The organism is Actinoplanes sp. NPDC051537, assembly GCF_055586105.1.
In genome coordinates this window covers 230,473-253,029 of record NZ_JBVJIU010000007.1, presented here as the reverse complement: position 1 = coordinate 253,029, position 22,557 = coordinate 230,473, and the positions used below count along the sequence as shown (strand labels likewise).

The 22,557-nt window shown below is 72.9% G+C and carries 24 protein-coding genes; 12 read left to right on the top strand and 12 right to left on the bottom strand.

Annotated elements, in window-relative coordinates:
* The first annotated feature begins 443 nt into the window (after window positions 1-443).
* Window positions 444-1,244 (top strand): transglutaminase domain-containing protein, encoded by an 801-nt coding sequence (locus ACZ6TB_RS19000; protein ID WP_465555822.1) that lies wholly within the window; start codon window positions 444-446, stop codon window positions 1,242-1,244.
* Here the strand turns inward: ACZ6TB_RS19000 and ACZ6TB_RS18995 are convergent.
* Entirely contained in the window at window positions 1,238-3,193 is a 1,956-nt protein-coding gene (locus ACZ6TB_RS18995) for a methyl-accepting chemotaxis protein (RefSeq protein WP_465555821.1), read from the bottom strand. The two genes, ACZ6TB_RS19000 and ACZ6TB_RS18995, sit on opposite strands and share 7 nt — an antisense overlap.
* Before the next feature lie 185 nt (window positions 3,194-3,378).
* Here ACZ6TB_RS18995 and ACZ6TB_RS18990 point away from each other — a divergent pair, with 185 nt between their 5' ends.
* Window positions 3,379-3,840 carry a DUF4362 domain-containing protein gene (locus ACZ6TB_RS18990; protein ID WP_465555820.1) on the top strand — a complete coding sequence of 154 codons (462 nt, stop codon included), beginning with the start codon at window positions 3,379-3,381 and terminating at the stop codon, window positions 3,838-3,840.
* Between the two features lies 1 nt (window position 3,841).
* On the opposite strand, the gene ACZ6TB_RS18985 is transcribed toward ACZ6TB_RS18990, so the two are convergent.
* From ACZ6TB_RS18985 to ACZ6TB_RS18975, 3 genes are read right to left on the bottom strand one after another with little or no spacing between them, the layout of a single operon-like run.
* A complete protein-coding gene (locus ACZ6TB_RS18985; RefSeq protein WP_465555819.1) occupies window positions 3,842-4,465 on the bottom strand; it encodes a maleylpyruvate isomerase N-terminal domain-containing protein in 624 nt (207 codons plus the stop codon).
* A gap of 49 nt (window positions 4,466-4,514) precedes the next feature.
* Complete coding sequence (locus ACZ6TB_RS18980) at window positions 4,515-5,408, bottom strand: hypothetical protein (protein ID WP_465555818.1); 894 nt, start codon at window positions 5,406-5,408, stop codon at window positions 4,515-4,517.
* Window positions 5,409-5,467: 59 nt separating this feature from the next.
* A complete protein-coding gene (locus ACZ6TB_RS18975; RefSeq protein WP_465555817.1) occupies window positions 5,468-5,950 on the bottom strand; it encodes a ricin-type beta-trefoil lectin domain protein in 483 nt (160 codons plus the stop codon).
* Window positions 5,951-6,040: 90 nt separating this feature from the next.
* On the opposite strand from ACZ6TB_RS18975, the gene ACZ6TB_RS18970 reads away from it, so the two are divergent.
* Together ACZ6TB_RS18970 and ACZ6TB_RS18965 are read left to right on the top strand one after the other, a co-directional pair.
* Window positions 6,041-6,445: a DUF1810 domain-containing protein gene (locus tag ACZ6TB_RS18970; protein WP_465555816.1), complete on the top strand. Its 405-nt coding sequence runs from the start codon at window positions 6,041-6,043 to the stop codon at window positions 6,443-6,445.
* 22 nt (window positions 6,446-6,467) lie between these two features.
* A complete protein-coding gene (locus ACZ6TB_RS18965; protein WP_465555815.1) occupies window positions 6,468-8,048 on the top strand; it encodes a purple acid phosphatase family protein in 1,581 nt (526 codons plus the stop codon).
* Window positions 8,049-8,068: 20 nt separating this feature from the next.
* On the opposite strand, the gene ACZ6TB_RS18960 is transcribed toward ACZ6TB_RS18965, so the two are convergent.
* Window positions 8,069-9,244: an acyl-CoA dehydrogenase family protein gene (locus tag ACZ6TB_RS18960; protein ID WP_465555814.1), complete on the bottom strand. Its 1,176-nt coding sequence runs from the start codon at window positions 9,242-9,244 to the stop codon at window positions 8,069-8,071.
* A 74-nt stretch (window positions 9,245-9,318) separates the two neighbouring features.
* Between ACZ6TB_RS18960 and ACZ6TB_RS18955 the strand changes: the two genes are divergently transcribed.
* On the top strand, window positions 9,319-9,579 hold the full coding sequence (locus ACZ6TB_RS18955) for a hypothetical protein (protein WP_465555813.1): 261 nt from the start codon (window positions 9,319-9,321) through the stop codon (window positions 9,577-9,579).
* 95 nt (window positions 9,580-9,674) lie between these two features.
* Here ACZ6TB_RS18955 and ACZ6TB_RS18950 read toward each other — a convergent pair whose 3' ends face one another.
* Both ACZ6TB_RS18950 and ACZ6TB_RS18945 read right to left on the bottom strand, forming a co-directional pair.
* On the bottom strand, window positions 9,675-10,334 hold the full coding sequence (locus ACZ6TB_RS18950) for a GNAT family N-acetyltransferase (RefSeq protein ID WP_465555812.1): 660 nt from the start codon (window positions 10,332-10,334) through the stop codon (window positions 9,675-9,677).
* Window positions 10,335-10,390: 56 nt separating this feature from the next.
* Complete coding sequence (locus ACZ6TB_RS18945; protein WP_465555811.1) at window positions 10,391-13,441, bottom strand: putative bifunctional diguanylate cyclase/phosphodiesterase; 3,051 nt, start codon at window positions 13,439-13,441, stop codon at window positions 10,391-10,393.
* A 221-nt stretch (window positions 13,442-13,662) separates the two neighbouring features.
* On the opposite strand from ACZ6TB_RS18945, the gene ACZ6TB_RS18940 reads away from it, so the two are divergent.
* Entirely contained in the window at window positions 13,663-14,358 is a 696-nt protein-coding gene (locus tag ACZ6TB_RS18940; RefSeq protein WP_465555810.1) for a DUF1775 domain-containing protein, read from the top strand.
* Between the two features lie 199 nt (window positions 14,359-14,557).
* Complete coding sequence (locus tag ACZ6TB_RS18935; RefSeq protein ID WP_465555809.1) at window positions 14,558-14,920, top strand: hypothetical protein; 363 nt, start codon at window positions 14,558-14,560, stop codon at window positions 14,918-14,920.
* Between the two features lie 152 nt (window positions 14,921-15,072).
* Here the strand turns inward: ACZ6TB_RS18935 and ACZ6TB_RS18930 are convergent, their stop codons facing one another.
* A complete protein-coding gene (locus ACZ6TB_RS18930; RefSeq protein ID WP_465555808.1) occupies window positions 15,073-15,630 on the bottom strand; it encodes a TetR/AcrR family transcriptional regulator in 558 nt (185 codons plus the stop codon).
* A gap of 47 nt (window positions 15,631-15,677) precedes the next feature.
* Here ACZ6TB_RS18930 and ACZ6TB_RS18925 point away from each other — a divergent pair, with 47 nt between their 5' ends.
* Complete coding sequence (locus tag ACZ6TB_RS18925; protein ID WP_465555807.1) at window positions 15,678-16,091, top strand: GNAT family N-acetyltransferase; 414 nt, start codon at window positions 15,678-15,680, stop codon at window positions 16,089-16,091.
* Window positions 15,974-16,222, top strand: coding sequence for a hypothetical protein (locus ACZ6TB_RS18920; protein ID WP_465556057.1), 249 nt, complete (start codon window positions 15,974-15,976; stop codon window positions 16,220-16,222). The genes ACZ6TB_RS18925 and ACZ6TB_RS18920 overlap by 118 nt, the downstream gene beginning before the upstream one ends.
* Here ACZ6TB_RS18920 and ACZ6TB_RS18915 read toward each other — a convergent pair.
* A complete protein-coding gene (locus ACZ6TB_RS18915; protein ID WP_465555806.1) occupies window positions 16,161-16,931 on the bottom strand; it encodes a hypothetical protein in 771 nt (256 codons plus the stop codon). The two genes, ACZ6TB_RS18920 and ACZ6TB_RS18915, sit on opposite strands and share 62 nt — an antisense overlap.
* A 132-nt stretch (window positions 16,932-17,063) precedes the next feature.
* A complete protein-coding gene (locus tag ACZ6TB_RS18910; RefSeq protein ID WP_465556056.1) occupies window positions 17,064-17,978 on the bottom strand; it encodes a 5'-3' exonuclease in 915 nt (304 codons plus the stop codon).
* 40 nt (window positions 17,979-18,018) lie between these two features.
* Here ACZ6TB_RS18910 and ACZ6TB_RS18905 point away from each other — a divergent pair, with 40 nt between their 5' ends.
* Together ACZ6TB_RS18905 and ACZ6TB_RS18900 are read left to right on the top strand one after the other, a co-directional pair.
* Window positions 18,019-19,011, top strand: a complete 993-nt coding sequence (locus tag ACZ6TB_RS18905) for a zinc-binding alcohol dehydrogenase family protein (RefSeq protein ID WP_465555805.1) — start codon at window positions 18,019-18,021, stop codon at window positions 19,009-19,011.
* Window positions 19,012-19,020: 9 nt separating this feature from the next.
* Window positions 19,021-20,160, top strand: a complete 1,140-nt coding sequence (locus tag ACZ6TB_RS18900) for an acyl-CoA dehydrogenase family protein (RefSeq protein ID WP_465555804.1) — start codon at window positions 19,021-19,023, stop codon at window positions 20,158-20,160.
* Window positions 20,161-20,215: 55 nt separating this feature from the next.
* Here ACZ6TB_RS18900 and ACZ6TB_RS18895 read toward each other — a convergent pair whose 3' ends face one another.
* Window positions 20,216-20,773 carry a hypothetical protein gene (locus ACZ6TB_RS18895; RefSeq protein ID WP_465555803.1) on the bottom strand — a complete coding sequence of 186 codons (558 nt, stop codon included), beginning with the start codon at window positions 20,771-20,773 and terminating at the stop codon, window positions 20,216-20,218.
* Window positions 20,774-20,896: 123 nt separating this feature from the next.
* Between ACZ6TB_RS18895 and ACZ6TB_RS18890 the strand changes: the two genes are divergently transcribed.
* Window positions 20,897-21,376, top strand: a complete 480-nt coding sequence (locus tag ACZ6TB_RS18890) for an Lrp/AsnC family transcriptional regulator (RefSeq protein ID WP_465555802.1) — start codon at window positions 20,897-20,899, stop codon at window positions 21,374-21,376.
* A 379-nt stretch (window positions 21,377-21,755) separates the two neighbouring features.
* Here the strand turns inward: ACZ6TB_RS18890 and ACZ6TB_RS18885 are convergent, their stop codons facing one another.
* The gene (locus ACZ6TB_RS18885) at window positions 21,756-22,481 is read right to left on the bottom strand and encodes a class I SAM-dependent methyltransferase (protein WP_465555801.1); all 726 of its coding nucleotides are present in this window, start codon (window positions 22,479-22,481) and stop codon (window positions 21,756-21,758) included.
* Window positions 22,482-22,557: the final 76 nt, after the last annotated feature.

Genomic DNA, 22,557 nt, shown 5'->3' with positions numbered 1-22,557 from the left:
TGCGTGAGCGGTAACGCTCACCCCAAACAACAGCCGGCGACCGCTCCTGATGGGCGCCACCAAGGCCACCGGCTGAGTCTTCGGCGACCCGAGCCGGGCCACCGCGAACCGTTCAGACGTCGAACTCGCCCACTTGACGCCATCGACAAACGCCACCCAGGCCGCCGGCGGAAAGCTCAATGAGCCCGAGCCTTCCGCTCGGAGCACGGGACTGGGGCTCATCGGCGCGATCGCGTGGTCGTGAGCCCTGGCGCCCGGAGACGTGGACCTACCGCCTATGGAGGTCAGGACGTCGCCCCAGCGAGCAGGGCGCTGGGGCGGCGCCCAGAACGCTCACCCCGTGGGGGCGACCTCCGCTCACCCAAAACCGGACGGTGCGTTCTCGCCGTCGGGCGGGCCGATGGCGGACGCCGATGCGTGGTCCGTCTGCCTAGGATGCCGGGATGATCGATTACGCGGCGCCGGGTCCATTGACGACGATCGGCGGGGCGGCGCTCGACGACGTGCCGGGGGATCCGGTCGCGATCTGCGGGCTGGCTCGCCACCTCGTCATCCAGCCGGGCGACGCGCAGAAGCTGGGGCTTCCCGAGGAGAGGTTCGGCGAGAACCAGCTCCGGCCGGCCGCGGACATCCTCGCGACACTGCTGGCCCTCGACCCGGCGCCGGTCACGGTGGGGCGGGCGGCCGCGCGGCGGGTTGTGGGCACCTGCCGGCACTTCGCGGTGCTCAGTTGTGCGCTGCTGCGGTACCGGGGCATTCCGGCGCGGGCGCGTTGCGGGTTCGCCACCTACTTCCAGCGCGGGCAGGGGCTGGACCACTGGATCACCGAATACCGGGACGGCGGGCGCTGGGTGCGGATCGACTCCGAGATCCTCGGCGGCACGGTGCTGCCCCGGCCCGAGGACCTCGAGCCGGGGCTGTTCCTCACCGGGGGCGAGGCGTGGGGGGCCCACCGGGCCGGACGGATCGACGCCACGACGTTCGGCGTGTACGGCACGGAGAACTGGGGGCCGGCCGAGATCCGGGGCAACGCGGTCCGGGACCTCGCCGCGCTGAACAAGGCCGAGATGCTGCCGTGGGACGAGTGGGGGCGGATGACCGCCTCCTACGAGGGCAGGACCGGCGACGAGTACGACGCACTGATCGACCGGATCGCGGCGGGCGGGGATGAGGGCGTCGCGGAGCTGTACGCGACGGAGGACCTCGCGGTGCCGGCCGCGATGCTGCGCCGGGAAGGTCAGTAGCGGAAGGCTCCCACCAGCGCGGTCAGGTCGTTGGCCAGGCGGGACAGGTTGGCGGCGGCCTGCTGGGTCGTTCCGGCCACGCCGGCGGTCGAGGACGCCACGTCGGCCACGCCGGTGATCGTCTGGGCGACGTCGCCGCTGCCGGCGGCGGCCTCGATGACCGTGCGGCTCATCTCGGACGTGGTCGCCGTCTGTTCCTCGACGGCCGAGGCGATCGTGGTCGTGTAGTCGCTGATCTGGGTGATCACGAGGGCGATCTCGCCGATCGCGTCCGCCGCCGCCCCGCTCGACGCCTGGATGGCGGCGATCCGGGCGGTGATCTGCTCGGTGGCCTGGGCGGTCTGCTGGGCCAGCTCCTTGACCTCGCCGGCGACCACCGCGAAGCCCTTGCCCATGTCGCCGGCCCGGGCCGCCTCGATCGTCGCGTTGAGCGCCAGCAGGTTGGTCTGCTCGGCGATCGTGGTGATCAGCCGGACCACCTCGCCCACCTCGGCGCTGGCCGCGCCGAGGGCGGCGACCTCGCCGTTCGTGCGCTCGGCGACGCTCATCGCCTGGGCCGCGACCTGCGCGGCCCGGGTCGCGTTGGTGGAGATCTCGGTGATCGACGCGCTCATCTGCTCGGCGCCGGCGGCGATCGACTGCACGCCGGCGTTGACCTGCTCGCTCGCCGACCGCGCGGTCACCGCCCGGTCCGAGGCGTTGGCCGCGCCCGACTGGAGCTGGCCGCTGACCCGGTCGAGGTCCTGGGCCGCCGCGGCCAGCTGCCCGGTCGACTCGGCGATGCCGCGGATGGTGGTGGCGACCTTCTCCACGAACCGGTTGAACGCGCCCGCCAGCTGCCCGGCCTCGTCGTCGCGGTCGGCCGCCGCCCGCTGGGTCAGGTCGCCGTCCCCGTCGGCGATCTCCGCCATCCGGTCGCGCAGCCGCTCGATCGGGCGCACGATCGTCCGGGCCAGGAAGAACGCCACGAGTCCGGCGATCACCACCGCGGCCACGGCGAGCAGGATGCTGATCCGCTCGGTCGAGTCGGCGGCGCTCAGGATCGTGGCGGTCGGCACCGAGACGACCAGCGTCCAGGTGTCGGTGTCGCCGAGCTTGACCGGCGCCGCGATCTGCAGCGTGCCGCCGGCGAGCCGCTGGGTCGACGCGCCGGCCGAGACCGCGCCCGAGGCGAGCGCGGCGATCTCCGGCGGGGCGGCCTTGCCGGCCTGGTCCGCGGTGCCGCCGCCGACGACCGCGCCGGCGGTGCTGATCAGCATGGCGCTGCCGGTGCCGAACGGCCGGATCCCGCCGACCAGCGTCTGGAGGCTGGTCAGGGCCATGTCGATGCCGGAGACGCCGACCGCGTTCCCGTCCCGGATGATCGGCGTCGCCACCGAGGTGATCAGCGTGTCGACCCCGCCGACGTTGTACAGGTACGGCTCGATCACCTTGTCGGCGCGGCTGGTGAACGGGATCTGGTAGTAGTCGCCCGGCCCGGACTTGGTGTAGTCGGTCAGCGGGGCGAGCGCGATCTTGTCGCCGTCCCGGTACCAGTACGACACGAACCGCCCGGTCGCGTCGTCCCCGGCGCCGGCCTTGCGGAACTTGCCGTCGCGCTTGTCGAACGCGTTCGGCTCCCAGCCCGACCAGACGCCCAGGTACTCGCCGTGCTCCTCGAGGACGGACCGCATCTGCGCGTCGGCGATCTTCCGGCTGCCGGTGCCGCCGGCCGCCGTCGCCTCGAGCACGCGCGCCATGTCGCGGGCGGTGCCGAGGCCGCCGAGAACGACCTGCCGGACCGCGCCGGCGTTGCGCTGGGCGACCTCGTCGGCGTACGCGAAACCGGTCTTCCGCGCATCCTCGGAGTTCCGGTTGGCGATGTACCAGACCACGACGGTCATGGCGACGACCAGCATCAGCACCATGGACGCGACGACGCGCACCTTGATCGTGAAACCACGGACCACATCGTCATGATCGGCGACCGCCCGCAAACGCTGAGCCGCAAACGCTGAGCCGCAAACGCTGAGCCGCAAACGCTGAGCCGCAAACGCTGAGCCGCAAACGCTGAGCCGCAAACGCTGAGCCGCAAACGCCGAGCCGGAAAGGCCGAGGCGGGAACGCGCGGCCGCCGGCGAGCGTCCGACCTCCCATGACGCGAGTACTGCGCTTGATCATTGCGGCCTCGGCGCTGGCCGCCTGCGCCTCGCCCGTGACGACGCCGGCCGGGGCGGCAACGCCCGGGACGCCGCCGGCCGGGACGACAACGGCCGGGACGACACCGTCCGGGACGGCGCCGGCCGGCCCGGCGCCGAGCGCGACCGGCACCGATTGCGGCACGTTCACGCTCGACCAGGGCGAGCGCTTCCCGGCGGACGCGGCCCGCTGCCTGGTGGACGCCGCGAAGGCGAACCGCCCGGCCCGCCTCGCGGTGACCCGCCCGACCACCGAGGGCGACCCGATCCCGATGACCTTCACGGCGCTGGCGGACGGCCGGGTCGAGGTGGTGACCGACACCCGCCAGGACAACTTCGGGCCGAAGAGGATCACCACGCAGACCTGCGTGAAGCCGGCCGTGACCGCGGCCGGCATCGAGTTCGCGACCTGCGCCTAGGTCAGACGATCGAGAACTTCGGCGGCAGCTCACCCCGGCCGGTCAGCGCGCGCAGCAGGGCCTCGCCGTCACCGAGGGCGACGGTCAGGCGGGCGGCCAGGGTGGCTGCCTCGGCGAGCGCTTCCGGAGCGATCCCATGAGGTACGCCGCCCGCAGCCGCCGTGTCGAGACCATGCACGACGAGCTCGAACGTCCGGGTGCGCAGCCATTCGCGCGCCCGCATCCCGCCCAGCGGGGTCGTCACGATGTCGTCGTCGCCGACCGCGGCCAGCGCCTGGGTGGCTCGCCCCGCCAGCTCGCCGACGACGCCCGCGGGATCGGCGCCGAGCAGCAGTCCGGTGGCGTGCGCGTCCGCCGCCGACGCGGCCGTGGCGGCGGCCAGGATGTCGGCGGGCACGCTCCGGGCGTACGCCCAATAGCCCTCCGCCGTGCCGACGGTGACCTCCGCCGCCGGGTTGCCGAGGACCTCGGGCACCTGGCGCAACGCCGAGCTCGTGGTGTGGCCGACCAGGTCGCGCATGGTCCAGTCGCCGAGGCCGGGGCCGTCCCAGCGCTCGGCCGGGATGCGGCTGACCAGGTCGACATAGCTGACGGCGGCCGATCGGAAGGTCCGGCGGTAGTCCATCCCGCCAATCTGCCACGCCCGGCGAGCGCGCGGCGCCCCGGCGGGTCCGTCAGTGGCGCGGCGGCCACTCGTCGGGCGAGGACTCCGGCGCCGGGTTGTCGTCGGACGCCCGGTGCCGGCCACGGTTGGCGTGGTCCGCGAGGTAGGCGGGCTGCCGCAGCCGGGTGCTGGTCTCGTGCGCCGCGTTCTGCTCGCCGTGGGTGTCATGCCCGGCCTGGTCGAAGTCCGGCTGCTGGACGGCGTGCGGCAGGTCGTCGCGCGCCCACGGCGGAGCCAGGTGGTGAGGGCCGGGATCGGGAGCGGGCGCCGGCACCGACGGTTCGCCCCGCCCCGGCAGGCCCGACGGCCTTCCCGGACGAGCGGCCGGCGCGTTTCCGGGCGCACCCGGCGACACCGCCGCGGGCAGCCCCGACGGCCGCGGCATCGACGGCGCGGAAGCCGCGGAGGGCGGCGCGGACGCAGCCGGTGGCGCGGATGCGGCAGAAAGGGCGGAGTCGGCCCCGTCGGCGGACGGCAACCCCGACGGCCGCGGCTGATACGAGGTCCGGTGCTGCTGATGCTCCGGCCGCTCATCCTTCGGCGGCGACGACTCCAACGGCGGCGGCGGTGGCGGAAAAGGGGTCAGCGGGGTGGGTGCGGGCGGCGGCGCGTAAATCTGCGTGGTGATGCCGGCGGCGAACCGCTTACGCCGCTCCCGCGCCCGCTCCCGCCACATGCGCCACACCAGCCACACGGGCGCGGCGAAGGCGTAGTAGAAGATCATCACGGTCGGCGGGTCGGTGACGACGAGGAAGCCCGCGTAGCCGAGGAAACCGGCGGCGAACAGGCCGTCGATCACCCGGGAGAAGGGCCGCTGGCCGAACCCGCGCACGGCCAGCACCGACAGCACAAGCCCGCTGAACGCCAGCAGGCCGACGTAGGCGTGGAACTCGCCGTCCGACATGGGTGACTCCTAGAGAGGGAACTCTCCCCATATCGGACGGCAAGCGCCAAAATGTAGCTTTACCGGTGCCACTTCTGGTTGAGCCAGCCGTTGCAGTCCCACACCTGCACCTTGGTGCCGTTGTGGGTGCCGCCGGCGATGTCCTCGTCGAGGCAGCGGCCGTCCCACCGGCTGGTGATGGTGTGGTCGGCGTTCACGTTCCACTTCTGGTTGAGCTGGCCGTTGCAGTCCCAGAGCTGGGCCTTGCTGCCGTTGTGGGTGCCGCCGGCGATGTCCTCGTCGAGGCAGCGGCCGTCCCACGCCGTCCGGATCGTGCCGTCGGTGTACCAGGTCCATGTCTGGTTGCGTTCGCCGCCGATGCACTGCCACGCCTGCACCTTGGTGCCGTTGTGCGTGGGGCTGGCGATGTCCGCGTCCAGGCACCGCCCGTCGTTGCTGCTGATGAAGACGCCGGTGGCCGCGAGGGCCGGTCCGGCCGGGATGAGGATGGCGGCGCCCGTGATGAGCACCGCGGCGAGAGCCTTGCCGAATACCGCACGCATCGTGCTGTTCCCCTCTGAACGGTGGGGGGTCGACTGGACTGTAGGCCGGGCGCCCGCACGCCCGGACCGGAATGACGGCAGACTGGCCGAATGGCTGATCTGGAGCGTTTCGTCGTGGCCCAGGAGGGCGTCCACGAGCGGGCCCTCGCCGAGATCGAGGCGGGGGAGAAGCGCACGCACTGGATGTGGTTCGTCTTCCCGCAGATCGCCGGGCTGGGGTCGAGCCCGGCCGCGCAGCGCTACGCGATCCGGGACCGGGCCGAGGCGGCCGCCTATCTGGCCCATCCGGTGCTCGGCCCGCGCCTGCGGACCTGCGCGGCGGCGGCGTTCACGAGCGGCACCACGTTCGGGTATCCCGACGACCTGAAGTTCCGCTCGTCGATGACCTTGTTCGCCGCGATCGACCCGTCGCCGTTCGCACGGATCCGGGACGAGATGTGCGGCGGACCGGACGAGCGCACCCTCGAGCTGCTAGACCGCGACAAATCGGATTAAGCGGGATGATACGGTTCAACCCGTGCCGGGAATCGACATCCCCCGAATGGGCCTGCCCGACCGTCTCGCCGCGCGGCTGACCATCGCCGAGCAGCACGAGATACTTCGAAGCCGCCGGACCAGACGTCGTACGCTGCTGGCCGCGACCGCCGGCGCCGCCGCGGCGGCCCTCACCGGGGGCGGTCCGGCGTTCGCGCGGTCCGAGACGGTGCCCGGCCGCATGGTCGTCCCGTTCGGGCGGCACCTCGCCTGGGGCGCGAACCCGCGGACCCAGATGCGGGTCGGCTGGCAGACGCCGTACCGGGTGCATCGGCCGTACGTGCGCATCGGCGACCAGCCCTGGAGCCTGGGCGAGAAGATCGCCGCCGACGTGCGCGCCCTGCACTCCGAGATCGACGACGTGGTCGCCCCGATCGACCAGTACTACCTGCACGCCGAGCTCGACGACCTGACCCCGGGCACGACGTACTACTACGCGGTCGGGCACGCCGGCTTCGACCCGACCGACCTCGCCGACTTCGGCCGGATCGACTCGTTCACCACCGCGCCCAGCCGGCGGCGGCTGGCCGAGCCGTTCACCTTCACCGCGTTCGGCGACCAGGGCGTCAGCGTGCACGCCCTGCGCAACGACGGCATGGTGGCGGCCCAGCGGCCCGTGTTCCACCTGCACGCCGGCGACCTCTGCTACGCCGACGAGACCGGGCACGCGCTCAAGTCGGACGTGTACGACCCCGGCACCTGGGACGAGTTCCTGCTGCAGACCGAGCCGATCGCCGCGTCCGTCCCGTGGATGCCGTGCTTCGGCAACCACGACATGGAGGCGATGTACTCGCACGACGGCTACGGCGGGCAGAAGGCGCGCTGGAGCTTTCCGGACAACGGCCCCGAGAAGGGGATCTACTCGTTCATCTACGGGAACGTGGGCGTCGTCGCGCTCGACGCCAACGACGTCTGCTTCGAGCGGGACCACAACCGCGGCTACACCGGCGGCGCCCAGACCCGGTGGCTCGACCGGCGGCTGAAGTTCCTGCGCGAGCAGTCCGACGTCGACTTCGTCGTGGTCTTCTTCCACCACTGCGCCTTCTCGACGACGACGGCGCACGCCTCCGAGGGCGGCGTCCGCAGCCTGTGGGTGCCGCTGTTCGACAAGTACCAGGTCGACCTGGTGATCAACGGCCACAACCACGTGTACGAGCGAGCCGACGCGATCCGCCACGGGGTGTCCACCGAGACCCCGATCGGCGGCACCGTGCGACCGGAGCGGGACGGCACGGTCTACGTGACCGCGGGCGCCGGCGGCCGCGGCCTGTACGGCTTCTCGGCGCCGGACACCTACGCCGGCCACGAGAAGGAGACGGGCGAGGTCGAGTCGTACGTCTGGGCGGCCGGCCGCGAGCGGGTGCCGGAGAAGGTGTCCTGGTCACGGGTCCGCTACACCGGCTACTCGTTCGTGGCGGTCGACTCCGAGCCGGCCGCCGAAGGCCACACCGCGACGCTCACGCTGCGGGCCGTCACCGAGCGCGGCCGGGAGATCGACCGGGTCGTCATCGCCCGCACGGCCACCGCCGGCAGCCGCCTGGCGCTCGGGGACGACGTGGCCTGAGGGCGGCGGGCGCGGCCCGTTCAGATCTGACCGTGGTTGGGCGGCAGCGTCCCGCCGAGCTCGTAGGCCGCCAGGTGGTGATATTTCCAGTCGACCGGGTCGTGGACGCTGTGCGTCCGCGCGTTGCGCCAGTGCCGGTCGAGGTCGTACTTGCTCGCCGTCGAGCTCGTCCCGCACAGGGCGAACAGCTCGGAGCCGGCCTCGACCGCGACCTCGCTGCCGAACGCCTTGGCCGCCGCCACCGCGAGCGACCCTTCGGCGGCGGCCTCGGCCGACGCGGGCACCAGCCCGACCGACTCGAGCGTGGCGGCGGCGTCGGTCAGCAGCGCCACCGCGGCCCGTACGCGGGTGGCCAGCCGCCCGTAGCGATACATCACGTGCGGATCGTCGCCGGCCCGGGCGGCGCCGGCCCGGACCGCCTCGGTCGACGGCCGCGCCTTGTCCCGCAGGTAGACGCGGGCGTCGGCGAGCGCGCCGCACGCGATGCCGACCTCGATCGCCGCGTGCGTCAGCTGCGCCCGCGCCCCGAACTGCTGCGGCACCTCGTAGACCGACGTGTAGTCCATCGCCAGCTCCACCGGCACCGACGTGAAGGTGGCCGTCCCGCTGATCGTCGCCCGCTGGCCCATCACGTCCCAATCGGTGCCGACCTCGACGCCGGGCGCGTCGCGCGGCACGAAGACCATCGCCACCCGGCCCTCCGGCGTGATCGCGCTGACCCCGATCCAGGCGCTGGTCAGGGCCCCGGTCGTGTAGTACTTGACGCCGTCGAGCCGGCCGCCGGCGAACGTCGTCTTCAGGTCCTGGGCGTGCTTGCCGCCGCGCTCGGCCAGGGCGTTGCCGATCCGCCGGCCGGCGAGGACCTCGGCGTAGAGCCGCTTGCGCAGCTCGGGCGTGCCGTGCACGGCGATCAGGTCGATCATCAGGAAGTGCGCCTGGGGCACCTGCGCGATGGCCGGGTCGGCGGACGCGATGATCCGGGTGACCTCGGCCAGCGTGCGCGGCCCGAGCCCGGGTCCGCCGTCGGCGGCGGGCACGGTGATCGCGAGCAGCCCGGAGGAATCCAGCAGATCAAGGGCTTCCCGTGGTACGGCGTCAGCACCGGCCCGGTCACGGTCGGCGGCGCCGGGCGCGAGGCCCTCGGCCAGCGCGCGGGCGGCGGCAACGGCTTCGTCGTGGGTCGTCAAGAGCGGCACGCGCTCGATCCTAGGCCCGCGACGCCGGTCACCGGGGTCCGCGATCGGACAGCAACGGGTGTAGAGATGACGGCATGCAGCCCGAACCGATCACCCAGGACGCGTACGAGGCCGAGCTGAACCGCCTGCACGAGCGGCGCGAGGAGCTCGAGGAGCGCGAGACGACGCTGGTCTCGCACGATCACGGCGGCGGCCTGCCCGCCGACCAGCAGAACCGGCTCGAGCGGGTACGCGCCGAGCTCGCCGACGTGCTGCAGAGCATCGGCGACCTCAAGGACCGCTGGGCCGACGCCGGCAACGCGCCGCCCGCGAAGGACGGCGCGCTCGGCGAGTAGGCCGGCCCCCACCTCGCGGGCCGGCCCCAAGCTGCGGCCGGCCCTCTGCTGCGGCCGGCCCTCAGCGGCGGCCGGCCCTCAGCTGCGGCCGGCCCTCAGCCCACGTGCCGGAACGAGGCGAACACCACGTCGTGGCTCGCCTCGAAGCCGAGCCGCTCGTAGAGGTGCAGGGCCCGGTCGTTGTCGGCGGCGGCGTGCAGGAACGGCAGCTCGCCGCGGCTCAGGATGCCGGCCGCGACGGCCAGGGTGAGCCGGGCGCCGAGCCCGCGGCCCTGGAAGTCGGGGTCGGTGCAGACCGCGCTGATCTCGGTCCAGCCGGGCAGGTGGAACCGCTCACCGGCCATCGCCACCAGCCGCCCGTCGATGCGCAGCCCGAGGTAGCGGCCGAGCTCGATGGTGCGCTTGCGGAACGGCCCGGGCTGGGCCCGCTCGACCAGGTCGAGGATCTCGGGCACGTCGGTCTCGGTGAGCGCGACGGCCTCGGGGTCCTCCACGCCGGTCATGCCGTGGCCGACCATCTGCACGCCCGGGATCGATACCGCCACCTCCCATCCGGGCCCGGGGGTGATCGTCGGCGCGGTCAGCAGCGCGAGGTCGGTCAGCCGGGCGAGGTCGCGCCAGCCGGCCGGGTCGCCGATGTCGGCGAGTGCCGCGAACGGGGAGATGTCGGACGAATAGCGGGCGGCGTCACCGGACGCTTCGGCGAAGCAGGCCTGTGGCCCGGAGAGGGCGGCCCACACGGGGTTTTCGAGCACGTCTCGAATTTGCCCCGCGCGAGCCGCCACCGCTAGTGAATATCCGTCAAAAACCCTCAGACGAGCGCGGGCACGCTGTGCGCGAGCGCGAGGATCTCGGCCGGCCAGACCGGCTTCGAGAACAGGTATCCCTGTCCATATGGGCAGCCCATGCCCGCGAGCGCGGCCCGCTGGCCGGCGTCCTCGATGCCCTCGGCGACGACCGCGAGGTCGAGATTGCGCGCCAGGGTGACGATCGCGTCAACCATGGTGTGCTGCTGGTCGCTGCTCAGGATGTCGTCGATGAACGACTTGTCGAGCTTGAGCACGTCGACCGGCATCTGCCGCAGGTAGCTCAGCGACGAGTACCCGGTGCCGAAGTCGTCGATCGCGATGCGTACGCCCATCGCCCGCAGCGCCCGCAGATCGGCCCACACCTGCTCGACGTCGCGCAGCACCAGGCTCTCGGTGATCTCCAGCAGGAGCCACTCGGGCCGGGCGCCGGCGGCGGCGATGGCGTCGCGCACCTGGCCGACGAAGCCGGCCGTGCGGAACTGCCGCGCCGACACGTTGACGCTGATGTACTTCAGCGACATGTCCGGGTCGGCCGCCCGCCAGCGGGCGAACTCCTCGAGCGCCTCGCGCAGCACCCAGCCGCCGATCGCCACGATCGCGCCGCTCTCCTCGGCCACCTCGATGAAGTGGTACGGGCCGAGCAGGCCGCGGGCCGGGTGCTCCCAGCGCACCAGCGACTCGACGCCGGTGATCAGGCCGGTGTTGATGTCGACGATCGGCTGGTACATCAGCCGGAACTGCTCGGCCTCGATCGCCTCGTGCAGCGCCGCGCGGACCTCGAGCCGCTGCACCATCGCGGTGTGCAGCTCGGGCTGGTAGCGCTGCCAGGTGCCCTTGTCGCCGCCCTTGGCCTGGTAGAGGGCCAGGTCGGCGTGGCGCAGCAGCTCGGTGGCGCTGGCCGCGTCGGTGCTCGCCGCGACGCCGACGCTGGCCGCGCCGCTGACGCTGTGGGTGCCGCCGATGCCGTCGGAGACCTCGACCGCCACCGCCAGGGTCGCCACGATCGCGGCCGCCACCTCCTCGGCGCTGCCGGCGTGGTGGCCCTCCTCGATGAGGATGGCGAACTCGTCGCCGCCCATCCGGGCCGCCACGCTGCCGTCGCCGATGATCGCCGAGATCCGCTGGCCGACCGTGACCAGCAGCTCGTCGCCGACGGCGTGCCCGAGCGTGTCGTTGACCTCCTTGAAGTCGTCGAGGTCGACGAACAGCACGGACAGCGTGCTGCCGGTCCGGCCGGCCTCGGCGTACGCCTGCTCGAGCCGGTTGCGGAACAGCACCCGGTTGGCGAGCCCGGTCAGCCCGTCGTGGAACGCCAGGTGGGACAGGTCCTCCTCGAGGCGGCGCCGCTCGGTGACGTCGCCGATCGTCAGCACCAGGCCGCGCACGGTCGGGTCGGCCCGCAGATCCCGCCCGTCGACCTCGACCTGCATGAGCCGGCCGTCGGCGCAGAGCACGGTCAGGTCGGGCGCGCCGTGGGTGCCGCGGCCGGCCCGGACGGCGGCCAGGATCTCCTGCATGGTCCGGTGGTGGCCGACCGCGACCAGGGCGGCGAGCGGGGTGCCGGCCAGGTCGGCGTGGCCGAGAACGGTGGCCGCGGACGGGCTCGCGTACCGGATCTCGTCCTCGTCGGTGACGATGAGGATGACGTCCGACGCGTTCTGGATCAGCGTGCGGAACCAGGCCTCGCTGTCCCGGCGGTTGACCTCGCCGGTCAGCGTGATCCGCTGGAGCAGCACCTCGACCTGGGCGAACAGCGCCTCGAACGCGTCGCGCAGGTCGGCCAGCACGTCGGCCGGCGCGGCCAGCACGCCCACCCACTGCCGGGGCGGGTCGCCCGGCAGCGGCAGCTTGCCGAGCAGGAACGCGTCGAACCCCCGCGGCTCCAGGCCGGCCGGCAGCTCGGCCGCGGTGATCATGCGCAGCGGCGCCCGCTGCGGCTCGGCGACCGCGTCGAAGACGAACATGAGCTCGTACGGCTTGTCCGGCGGCATCAGGGTGCCGATGGCCGCGCGGGTCGCCTCCAGCGCGTCCTCGACCGTGGCCGCCCCGAACAGCGTCGCGCCGGCGTGCCGCAGCGCCCGCTCCCGGGACCGGGCCCGGCGCTGGGCCAGCGCGAGCCCGTTCACCCGGGCCAGCACGAGCAGGAACATCAGGGCCGCGGCGCCGGCGATGACCGGCGCGTCGACCACGCCGTCGCGCAGATTCTCCACCTCGGCGCCGTGGATCCACTCGACGTAGAGCACGGCCGGGGCGATCAGCGCGGCCGAGGCCATCCAGATGATCCGGCGCGGGCCGCCCTCGGTGGCGCCGTGCGGCGCCGGCTCGGAGAGGTCGCGCATCGACGGCATCAGCGCGACGAAGCCCATCGCGGCGTAGAAGACGATCCAGCCGAAGTCGACCGGGCCGCCCAGCGACCAGGCCGCGTTGAGCTGCGACTGGCCGTAGAAGATGTCGGAGATCAGCAGGCCGACCATGGCCGCGCCGATCACCGACAGCGCGCGCGGCCGGCGGCCGGGCGTGGTGATCATGCGCAGGGTCATGGCGAGCACGAGCACGTCGCCGAGCGGGTAGCCGACCGAGACCAGCTTCTCCAGCGTCGACAGCTCGTGCGAGCGGGTGAACGGCGCGATCCAGTAGATCCAGGAGAGCAGGCCGAGCCCGACCGTCGGCACCAGCGCGTCCAGCAGCGCGGCCCGGTTGCTGGCGCCGCCCGAGCGGTAGCGCACGAGCAGCACGAACGCGCCGGTGAGCAGCGGGTAGACGAGCAGGTAGAGCAGGTCGGCGGGGCCGGGGAACTCGGGGGTGCGGCCGAGCGCGATGATCAGGTTGTAGAGGTTGTCGCCGGTGTTGAAGAAGACCAGCGCCGCCGCGATGAGGTACCACGGCCACTTCCGGGACGGCTTGTTCAGCCGTACGCCCAGCAGCACCATGCCCGCGCTCGAGTAGCCGAGCGCCGCCCACGTGTAGAGGTGGCTGTCGGGGAAGGCGTAGTAGACGGCGGTGAGCACCACAATCCACGCGCCGAAGCACGTGCGCGCGGCTCGCGTCGTCATCCGTTCTCCGATCATCTACGGGCCAGTTCACGCGATTCATCGGGCCGGGCGGGCCGAGCTTGAGCCTTCCACCAGGGCGGGACCGGTCGGCAACCCATCTGAAACGCCCGCGCCGGTGATCCCCGCGGGATTCGCCGGAACTTTCCGGGACCGGCGAGCGACTGTGTTCTCGTGCCCGTCGCCCGGCGGTCTCGACAATGCGCAGCGAAGGTGGTCGGAGAGTGCGGTTCGGGTCACGGATGGTGACGATGGGGGCGATCGCCGGCGGCATGGTGCTGGGCCTGGCGGGACCGGCGCTGGCCCACGTCGAGGTGAGCGCGGACAAGACCACGGCCGGGGCGGAGAACGTGACGCTCACCTTCACCGGTGAGGCGGAGAACGACAAGGCGGGCATCAGCGCCGAGCGGGTGGTGCTGCCCGCGGGGATCGACCCGTCCTCGGTGAGCCTGATCAAGGCGCCGGCCGGGTGGACGTACCAGAGGGGCGGTGATGGTTTCACCGTGAGCGGCAAGGAGCTGAAGGTCGGGCAGGACGCGGTCTGGAAGGTCAAGATCGCGAAGCTGCCGGCGGGCGAGACCCGGCTGAGCTTCAAGACGCTCGAGACGTACGGCGATGGCTCGATCGTGCGCTGGATCGAGATCCAGCAGCCGGGTCAGGACGAGCCCGACCACCCGGCGCCGCTGGTCACCCTGAAGCCGGGTCCCTCGACCGCTCCCTCGTCGTCCCCGTCCCCGTCCTTGGTTTCGCCGAGCCCGCTGGTGACGTCGGCGGCCGCCGTTCCGGTCGCCGAGCCGGCCGCCGACAACGGCAGCAGCAACTGGTGGATCTGGGTAACCGCCGTCGTCGTGATCGCCGCCGTGGCCGGGTTCTTCCTGGTCAGGCGGGGGAGAGGCAATCCGGCCCGCGACGATTCCTGATCGACGGTTCTCTATTCTGAGTCCGCCGCCGCCGCCGCTCCGACCGCCCAGGCCGGCCTCCTCGCGGCCGGCGGCATCGGCGCGGCGATCGTGGCCGACCGGGCCGGCAAGGGCCTGCGGACCGCGCCACGGGACGCGCTGATCACCCTCTCCACGCCGGCCGGCGGCCTCGGCCGCGCCTTCGGCGCGCACCCGGGCGATGGACAGCGCCGGCGCGTTCGCGGGCCCGTTGGTGGCGCTGGCCGTCTTCGTGGCCGGGGACCGCTGCAACGGCGGGAAGTTCTCCACCCGGCTCGGCATGCTGAACACGGCCGGCGGCACGACCGTGGACACGCTGGAGAAGTTCGCGGTGACCGTGGACGGGCGGCCCTGCCGGAAGGTCGATCTCAACTTCTGGGGCGTGACGTTCGCCCATGTCGACGGCGGGGAAGCGGTATCTGGTCGCGGGGGACGTGCGTGCTCAGACCGTACGGGCGCCGGCCGGGAACGTCGAAGGCCGGACGGGACGCGGATCGTGTTCAGGAGGCGCGCGGCGGCAACCCGGCCGAGGGGTGGCGGCTGACCGTTCTCGACCTGGCCACGGGAGGCCGCACGCATCTCGCCGAGACGCGGAGCATCGACGACCAGGCCGCGTGGTACGACGGCAGGACGGTCACGCCCGGGACGCGGACGTGTGGTCGGTGCCGGCCGACGGGGGCGGGGCGCCGTCGGTGCTCATCCCGGACGCGGAATCGCCCGCCGCCCGATGGCCGTCGTGACGGCCGACGTGGTGCGGGCGGTGTCGCCGGTGGCGAGCAGGTCGAGCAGGGCGCCGCGGAGGATGGCCAGGACGGCGGTGCGCTCGGCCACGCCGGCGGGGGTGTCGCGCTCGGCCGGCGGCTGAGCGGCGGCCAGCACGGCGAGCCAGTCGGCGACGGTGCCCGCGGCGAAGCCGGCCCAGGGGCCCTCGCGGTCGAGCAGACTGCGCGCGTACGCCTCGACCCAGAGCCGCAGCAGCGACCGGTTCGCCTCGTCGGACAGCCAGCCCCACACCGCACCGGCGGCGGCGTCGAGCCCCTCGCCCGGGCCGTGCGGGAGCGCGAGCTCCTCCTCACGCGCCCGCGCCAGCAGGGCCTTGACCAGGCCGTCCTTGCTGCCGAACAGGAACAGCAGCACGCGCGGGCTGGACCCGATGGCGGCGGCGAGCGGACGCAGGCTCAGGTCGCTGAGCCCGTGCTCGCGCACATACCCGTACGCCAGCTCCAGTAGTTGCTCTCGCCTGCCCTCCGCCACCCGGTTAGTATGCCAACTGAAACAGTCGTTTCAGTAAGGGGCGGAAAATGATCCGAGAACTCGGCCGGCCCGGCGATCTGGGCTGGGTGATCAAGGCGCACGGCGAGATGTACGCGGCGGAGTACGGCTGGGACGCCAGCTTCGAGGCGCTGGTCGCCCGGATCGTCGCCGACTACGCGGCCGGCCGCGATCCGGCCCGGTCGAACGCGTGGATCGCCGAGGTCGGCGGCGAGCGGGCCGGCTGCGTGTTCTGCGTGGACGGCGGCGGTGACACGGCGGTGCTGCGGATCCTGCTGGTCGACCCGTCGACCCGTCGGCCCGCGGCCACGGCCTCGGCGGCGCCCTGGTCGACGCGTGCCTGGCGTTCGCGCGGGCGGCCGGCTACGCGCGGATGCGGTTGTGGACGAACGATCCCCTGGTGGCGGCCCGGCACGTGTACCTCGCGCGCGGCTTCCGGCTGACGGCGTCGGAGCCGCACACCAGCTTCGGGGCGGAGCTGATCGGTCAGACGTACGAGCTGGATCTCGCCGTCACAGCGGCAGTGACCGGGCCGCCAGGGCGACCGCCGTCAGGTCGCCCTGCCGGAGCTTGACCGCCGCCTCGGCCTCGCCCAGGCCCTCCAGCCGCCGCGCCGACGACTCGGCCAGCACGTCGTCGCCGGTGAGCAGGCGGGCCGCCATCCGCGCCTGGGCCGGGCTGAGCTCGGCGTAGGCGCACCGGTCGAGCGCCGCGATGGTTTCCTCGTCGAGGGTGCCGGCGTGCGCCCGGGCGTGGACGATCTTGAGCAGCCAGGTGGGCCACCAGCCGTGCTTGCCGATCAGCTGGGCCGCCCGCACCGCGGTCCCGGGGCTCTGCCCGGCGCCCAGCAGCCGCACGGCCAGCGCCTCGTCGAAGTGCTCGAGCCGCATGGCGCCGACGAAGACCCGCAGCAGCGGCCGGGCGCCGACGAACGGCTCGGCCTCGGCGGCGGCGTCCGCCCACCGGCCCTGGAGGGCATGGCACAGGGCGCGCGCCGCGCCGACGCCGGAGTCAGTGCCGGTCTGCCGCTCGCCGAGCCGCTCGACGGTGCTCACCAGCCGCGCGGTCGCCCGCGCGGCGCGCTCGGCCAGCTCCGGGCTCGCGGGCCGGCCGAGGTGGCGCACCACGACGTCGGCGGTGATCTGGGCCTCCCGGCGCAGCAGCGGCGAGAAGATCTTGGCGGCGATCAGGTCGCTGAGTCCCTCGGCCGCCGAGGCGCGGTCGAACCGCTCGGCCGCCTCCGGAAGCTGCGCCCACCAGGAAGCCGGATGCCCGGTCTGCATGAACGATGACTCCTCGCCTCGGGCCGGGTCGCCGGCCGTTCAGAGTCGTTATCGTCCGACCTTTCGCGGTCGTTAGCCGAAGCCGTGTTGCACGGGTCACGGGGAGCCATCCCCGGGGACGACCCGCGCGGCTCAGCCGGCCAGCGCGTCGACCAGCCGGCGGGCCGAGCCCGCGAGGTTCCACCGCTCGGCCAGCGCCAGCAGCGCGTCCGGGTTCTTCGGGGCGCGGGGGAGCGCGGCGTCGAAATCGGGCAGCTTGACGTCCAGCGCGACCCGGCACACCGGCAGGGCGGCCGCCAGGTACTCCTTGGCGTCCGCCAGCTTGGTGCGCACGCCGGGGGCGAAACCGGAGTCGGGGTCGTCGAGCGCCGCCATGATCTCGTCGACGCCGCCGTAGCGGGTGATCAGCCGGGCCGCGGTCTTCTCGCCGACGCCGGGCACGCCGGGCAGGCCGTCGCTCGGGTCGCCGCGCATCGCCGCGAAGTCCGCGTACCACCGCGCCGGCACCCCGTACTTGGCCTCGACCAGGGCGTTGTCGGCATCCTCCAGCTTGGCCACGCCGCGGCCGCAGTAGAGCAGCCGGGTGCCCCGCTCGTCGTCGACGAGCTGGAACAGGTCGCGGTCGCCGGAGACCACCTCGACCGGCGCCGGCTGGGTGGCGGCCAGCGTGCCGAGCACGTCGTCGGCCTCGTACCCGTCCACCCCGAACGCCGGGATGCCGACCGCGGCGAGCACCTCGAGCAGCACCGGGACCTGCTTCTCCAGCGCCGGCGGCACCACCTCGACGTCGCCGTGCGCGACCCGGTGCTTCTTGTAGGACGGCACGAGCGCGACCCGCCAGGCCGGCCGCCACGAGGCGTCGAGCGCGCACACCAGCCGATCGGGGTGCCGGGTGCGGATCAGCTGGGCGATCATGTCGAGGAACCCGCGGATCGCGTTCACCGGTTCCCCGCCGGCGGTCTGCGCCGCCTTTTCCGGGATGCCGTGGAAGGCGCGGAAGTAGAGGCTGGGAGCGTCGACGGCGAGCAGCGGCTGAGCGGTCACCAGGACACCTTAGCCACCCGCCCGGCAGGGCAGAATGCGGCACATGCGCGCAGTCGTCCTCGACGCCCCCGGTCCGCCGTCCGCCCTGCAGGTCCGCGATCGGCCCGTCCCGGTGCCGGAACCCGGCTGGGTGCTGATCGAGGTGCGGGCCTTCGGGCTGAACCGCTCCGAGCTGCACACCCGCCTCGGGCTCGCCGACGGCGTCGTGTTCCCGCGCGTCCCGGGCATCGAGGCGACCGGCGTGGTGGCGGCCGCGCCCGGTGGCGAGTTCGAGCCCGGGCAGCAGGTCATGACGATGATGGGCGGGATGGGCCGCACGTTCGACGGGGGCTACGCCGAGTACACCTGCGTCCCGGCCGGCCAGGTTATCCCGTTCCGCTCGGCACTGCCCTGGCCGGTGCTCGGGGCCGTGCCGGAGATGCTGCAAACGGCGTACGGGAGCCTGGTCGTCGGTCTTGATTTTCGCCCCGGCCAGTCGCTGCTGATCCGGGGAGGCAGTTCCTCGGTCGGGATGGCGGCCGCCGTGCTGGCCAAGCGGCGCGGCCTGACCGTGCTGTCGACCACCCGCGACCCGGCAAAAGCGGCGGCTCTTTCCGAGATCGGCGCCGACCACGTGCTGATCGACGACGGCGCGGTGGCCGCCCAGGTCCGGAACCTCTTTCCCGACGGCGTGGATCTCGCGCTCGAGCTGGTCGGGACGCCGACGCTGCCGGACACGCTGCGGGCGGTGAAGGTGCACGGCGTCGCCTGCTTCACCGGGATGCTGTCGAACGAGTGGCTGGTCCGCGACTTCTATCCGATCGGCTACCTGCCGCGCGGGGTGCGGCTTTCCGCGTACGGCGGGGAGGCCGACGACCTGCCGGCGGAGGTGCTCCAGGAGTTCCTCGACGCGGTTGCCGCCGGCACGGCCTCGGTCCCGGTGGCGCGCGTCTACGAGCTCGACGAGATCGCCCGGGCGCACGCCGACATGGAGGCGAACCGGGTGGCGGGAAAACTGGTGGTGGCGATTACGCCTCGAAAACCAAACGATCGTTAAGATGGGGGAGTGACGGTTGACCGGATCCTGCCCACCGAGGAGGCCTACGAGCTCCTCGACCTGACCCGTTCGCTCGCCGCCGGGGAGCTCGCCGCCAACGCCGGCGCGTTCGAGAGCGACGGCCGCTTCCCGCGCGAGATCATTCGCACGCTCGGGCGGTCGGGCCTGCTCGGCCTGCCCTACCCGGAGGCGGACGGCGGCGCCGGGCAGCCCTACGAGGTCTACCTCCAGGTGCTCGAGACGCTGGCCGGCAGCTGGCTGGCGGCGGCCGAGGCGGTCAGCGTGCACACGCTTTCCTGCTACCCCATCTACGCGTACGGGTCGGAGCGTCAGCGCAAGATGCTGCCCGATCTGCTCGGCGGGGAGATGCTCGGCGCGTACTGCCTGTCGGAGCCGCAGGGTGGCTCGGACGCGGCGGCGCTCACCACGCGGGCGGTCCCGGACGGTGAGGGCTGGGTCGTCAACGGGACGAAGGCCTGGATCACGCACGCGGGCCACGCCGATTTCTACAACATCTTCGCCCGTACGGGTGGGGACGGCGCCGGCGGCATCTCCTGTCTCTTCGCCGACGCCGGCACGCCCGGGCTGCTCCCGCAGAAGCCGGAGCGCACGATGGGCCTGCGGTCGTCGGCGCCGGCTCAGATCGTGTTCGAAGACTTGCGCCTCGACGCCGACCGCCTGATCGGCCCCGAGGGCGGCGGGTTCCGCATCGCGATGGAGGCGCTCGACGCCGGGCGGCTGGGCATCGCGGCCTGCGCGGTCGGGCTCGCCCAGGCGGCGGTGGACTACGCGGCGGCGTACGCCAAGGAGCGCACCCAGTTCGGCAAGCCGATCGCCGCCTTCCAGGGCATCGGGTTCATGCTCGCCGACATGGCGACCCAGGTGTCGGCGGCGCGCGCGCTGATGCTCGCGGCGGCGCGGCTGAAGGACGCCGGGCGGCCGTTCTCGATCGAGGCGGCGAAGGCCAAGCTGTTCGCGACCGACGTGGCGATGAAGGTGACGACGGACGCGGTGCAGGTGCTCGGCGGGTACGGCTACGTGGCCGACCATCCGGTCGAACGGTGGTTCCGCGAGGCCAAGGTGCTGCAGATCGTCGAGGGGACGAACCAGATCCAGCGGCTGGTGATCAGCCGGGCCCTGACGCGCTGATCCTTTCGCCCGCCCCTGGGCCTTTCCTTCGCCCGCCCTAGGCCTTTCGCCCGCTCTAGGCCTTTCGCCAGCGCGCGCGGTCCTCGCCGGCCTTGCGGGTGCAGCGCATCAGGGTGCCCTTGCTGGTGTGGCCGAGCTTGCCCTCGGGGGAGCAGAACGCGCCCGCGCGGACGGGCTTCTGCATCGTCGGCTCGCCCGTCGTCGGCTTCGGGGCCGGCTTCGTCGGTGGCTTCGTGGTCGGTTTTGTGGTCGGCGTTGTGGGCGGCTTTGTGGGCGGCTTTGTGGTCGCCTTGCTGGTCGGTGCGGGCTTTGTCGTGGTTGCCGCGACCTTGGCCACCTCGGCCTCCGTCGCGGTGGCCGCCGCCGTTTCGGCCGCTTTTGTCGTCGTGGTGGGCGCCGCCGGGGGCGCGGCCGTCGCCGTGGTGACCGCCGCCGCCTTCTTCTTGTCGTCGCCGCTGAACAGGCTGATCGCGAACCCGCCCGCACAACACACCAGCGCCATGGCGATGACGCTCAACAGGATCGCCTGGGCCCCGGTGACCTTCCGCTCGTTCCGCCCCGGATCGGGCTGCACGGGAAGCCGGAACGACGGCGGCGGTGTCCGATCACGCATCGCCACACGATGCGCCCACACCGTGACCGCGTCGATGGCCCGATCGTCCGATCCGCCGTAGTCGATCTGCCGAACCCGTCGGTGGCGGAAAATGCGGGTGACCGGGCAAGTATCGTTTCACCCGTGGAAGAGATCGACCGGGCGATCGTGGGCGCCCTCACCGCGGACGGCCGCCTGTCGTACACCGACCTCGCCGAGCGCGTCGGCCTGAGCGTCTCCGCCGTGCACCAGCGCGTCCGCCGCCTCGAACAGCGCGGCGTGATCGCCGGCTACACCGCCCGCGTCTCGTACGAGGCGCTGGAGCTCCCGCTGACCGCCTTCGTCGCGATCCGGCCCTTCGACCCGTCCCAGCCCGACGACGCCCCCGAGCGTCTGGCCCACCTGTCCGAGATCGACTCGTGCTACTCGGTGGCCGGCGAGGACTTCTACATGCTGCTGGTCCGGGTGGCCAGCCCCGCCGACCTGGAGCGCCTGCTGCAGGAGATCCGCACGGCCGCGAACGTCACCACCCGCACTACGGTGGTCCTCTCCACGCCGTACGAGAACCGCCCGCCCCGCCTCGAGCCGCTCCCGGCCGCCGCCCCCGCCGAGGAAGCCTCGTAGCAGGCCCAGCTCTGCTTACCGATACGCGCGCTGGTGCAGCTCTGCTTACCGATACGCGCGCTGGTGCAGCTCTGCTTACCGATACGCGCGCTGGTGCAGCTCTGCTTTTACCGATACGCGCGCTGGTGCAGCTCTGCTTACCGATACGCGCGTGCTGCGTAGCTCTGCTCACCTTTACGCCCTGGCCGAGCCAACTAACCTAGCCTCCTAGGATGCCTTAGAGGGTGTGGCTGGGCCGACCGCGGCGTGGCCGACTCGGCGCAACGGCGGGCACGGCTCGTCGCGACGGGCGGGGCCCTCCACGCGACCCCACCCCACGCGACCCCACCCCGCGCGACGACGCCCCGAGACCGGAACGGCCGAACCGGCCGCCGGCCAATCAGGACGGCAGGGCCGCCCGGGCGCACTCCGTGACGTACGGCATAGCGAACTCGGTCCGGCCCACCAGGTCGGGATGGGTCGCGAGCAGCCTGCGCACCTCGTTGAGCACCGCGGCCCGCTCGTCGGCCGGCATCAGGATGATGCGGCTGCGGGAGGCGACCATGTCGAGCAGCGTCTCCGGGCCCATCGTCTGCGACCACGTGAAGTGCTCGATCTCGACCGGGCCGAAGGGCTCGCCGATCGTGGTGTCGTGGTCGTGGGAGTGGTTGCCGATGATCTCGCCCAGGCGATGGACCCAGGGGACGGTCTCGTCGCGCAGGTTCCAGATCAGGCCGAGGCGGCCGCCGGGGGAGAGGACCCGGGCGATCTCGGGTACGGCCCGGGCCGGGTCGACCCAGTGCCAGGCCTGGGCGACCAGCACCACGTCGGCCGACGCCGGCGGGAGCGGGATGTTCTCGGCGGTGCCGACCAGGGCGGGCACGTCGGGCACGACGCGGGTGAGCTCGGCGAGCATGCCGTCGGACGGGTCGACGGCGGTGACGGCGATGCCCCGCGCGCGGATCTGGCGGGTCAGCTTCCCGGTGCCGGCGCCGAGGTCGACGACGCGGGGCAGGCCGAGCGGCAGCAGCCAGTCGAGGGCGGCCGCGGGGTAGCCGGGGCGGCCGCGTTCGTAGATGCCGGCGGCGGGTCCGAACGAGTTGGCGTGGGCGGCATGATCGTTCACGGCGAAGATCCTATATCGCAGTATCCTAGGATGCTCTACGCGATGTGTGCGCGGACGCAAGGCGCACGGTTTCAGA

Coding starts and splice junctions, on each gene's coding strand:
- ACZ6TB_RS18905 (WP_465555805.1), top strand. CDS start 18,019: ATGCGCGCAGTCGTCCTCGACGCCCCCGGTCCGCCGTCCGCCCTGCAG.
- ACZ6TB_RS18915 (WP_465555806.1), bottom strand. CDS start 16,931: ATGCAGACCGGGCATCCGGCTTCCTGGTGGGCGCAGCTTCCGGAGGCG.
- ACZ6TB_RS19000 (WP_465555822.1), top strand. CDS start 444: ATGATCGATTACGCGGCGCCGGGTCCATTGACGACGATCGGCGGGGCG.
- ACZ6TB_RS18990 (WP_465555820.1), top strand. CDS start 3,379: ATGACGCGAGTACTGCGCTTGATCATTGCGGCCTCGGCGCTGGCCGCC.
- ACZ6TB_RS18895 (WP_465555803.1), bottom strand. CDS start 20,773: ATGCGTGATCGGACACCGCCGCCGTCGTTCCGGCTTCCCGTGCAGCCC.
- ACZ6TB_RS18955 (WP_465555813.1), top strand. CDS start 9,319: ATGCAGCCCGAACCGATCACCCAGGACGCGTACGAGGCCGAGCTGAAC.
- ACZ6TB_RS18970 (WP_465555816.1), top strand. CDS start 6,041: ATGGCTGATCTGGAGCGTTTCGTCGTGGCCCAGGAGGGCGTCCACGAG.
- ACZ6TB_RS18975 (WP_465555817.1), bottom strand. CDS start 5,950: ATGCGTGCGGTATTCGGCAAGGCTCTCGCCGCGGTGCTCATCACGGGC.
- ACZ6TB_RS18985 (WP_465555819.1), bottom strand. CDS start 4,465: ATGGACTACCGCCGGACCTTCCGATCGGCCGCCGTCAGCTATGTCGAC.
- ACZ6TB_RS18925 (WP_465555807.1), top strand. CDS start 15,678: ATGATCCGAGAACTCGGCCGGCCCGGCGATCTGGGCTGGGTGATCAAG.
- ACZ6TB_RS18945 (WP_465555811.1), bottom strand. CDS start 13,441: ATGACGACGCGAGCCGCGCGCACGTGCTTCGGCGCGTGGATTGTGGTG.
- ACZ6TB_RS18980 (WP_465555818.1), bottom strand. CDS start 5,408: ATGTCGGACGGCGAGTTCCACGCCTACGTCGGCCTGCTGGCGTTCAGC.
- ACZ6TB_RS18935 (WP_465555809.1), top strand. CDS start 14,558: ATGGACAGCGCCGGCGCGTTCGCGGGCCCGTTGGTGGCGCTGGCCGTC.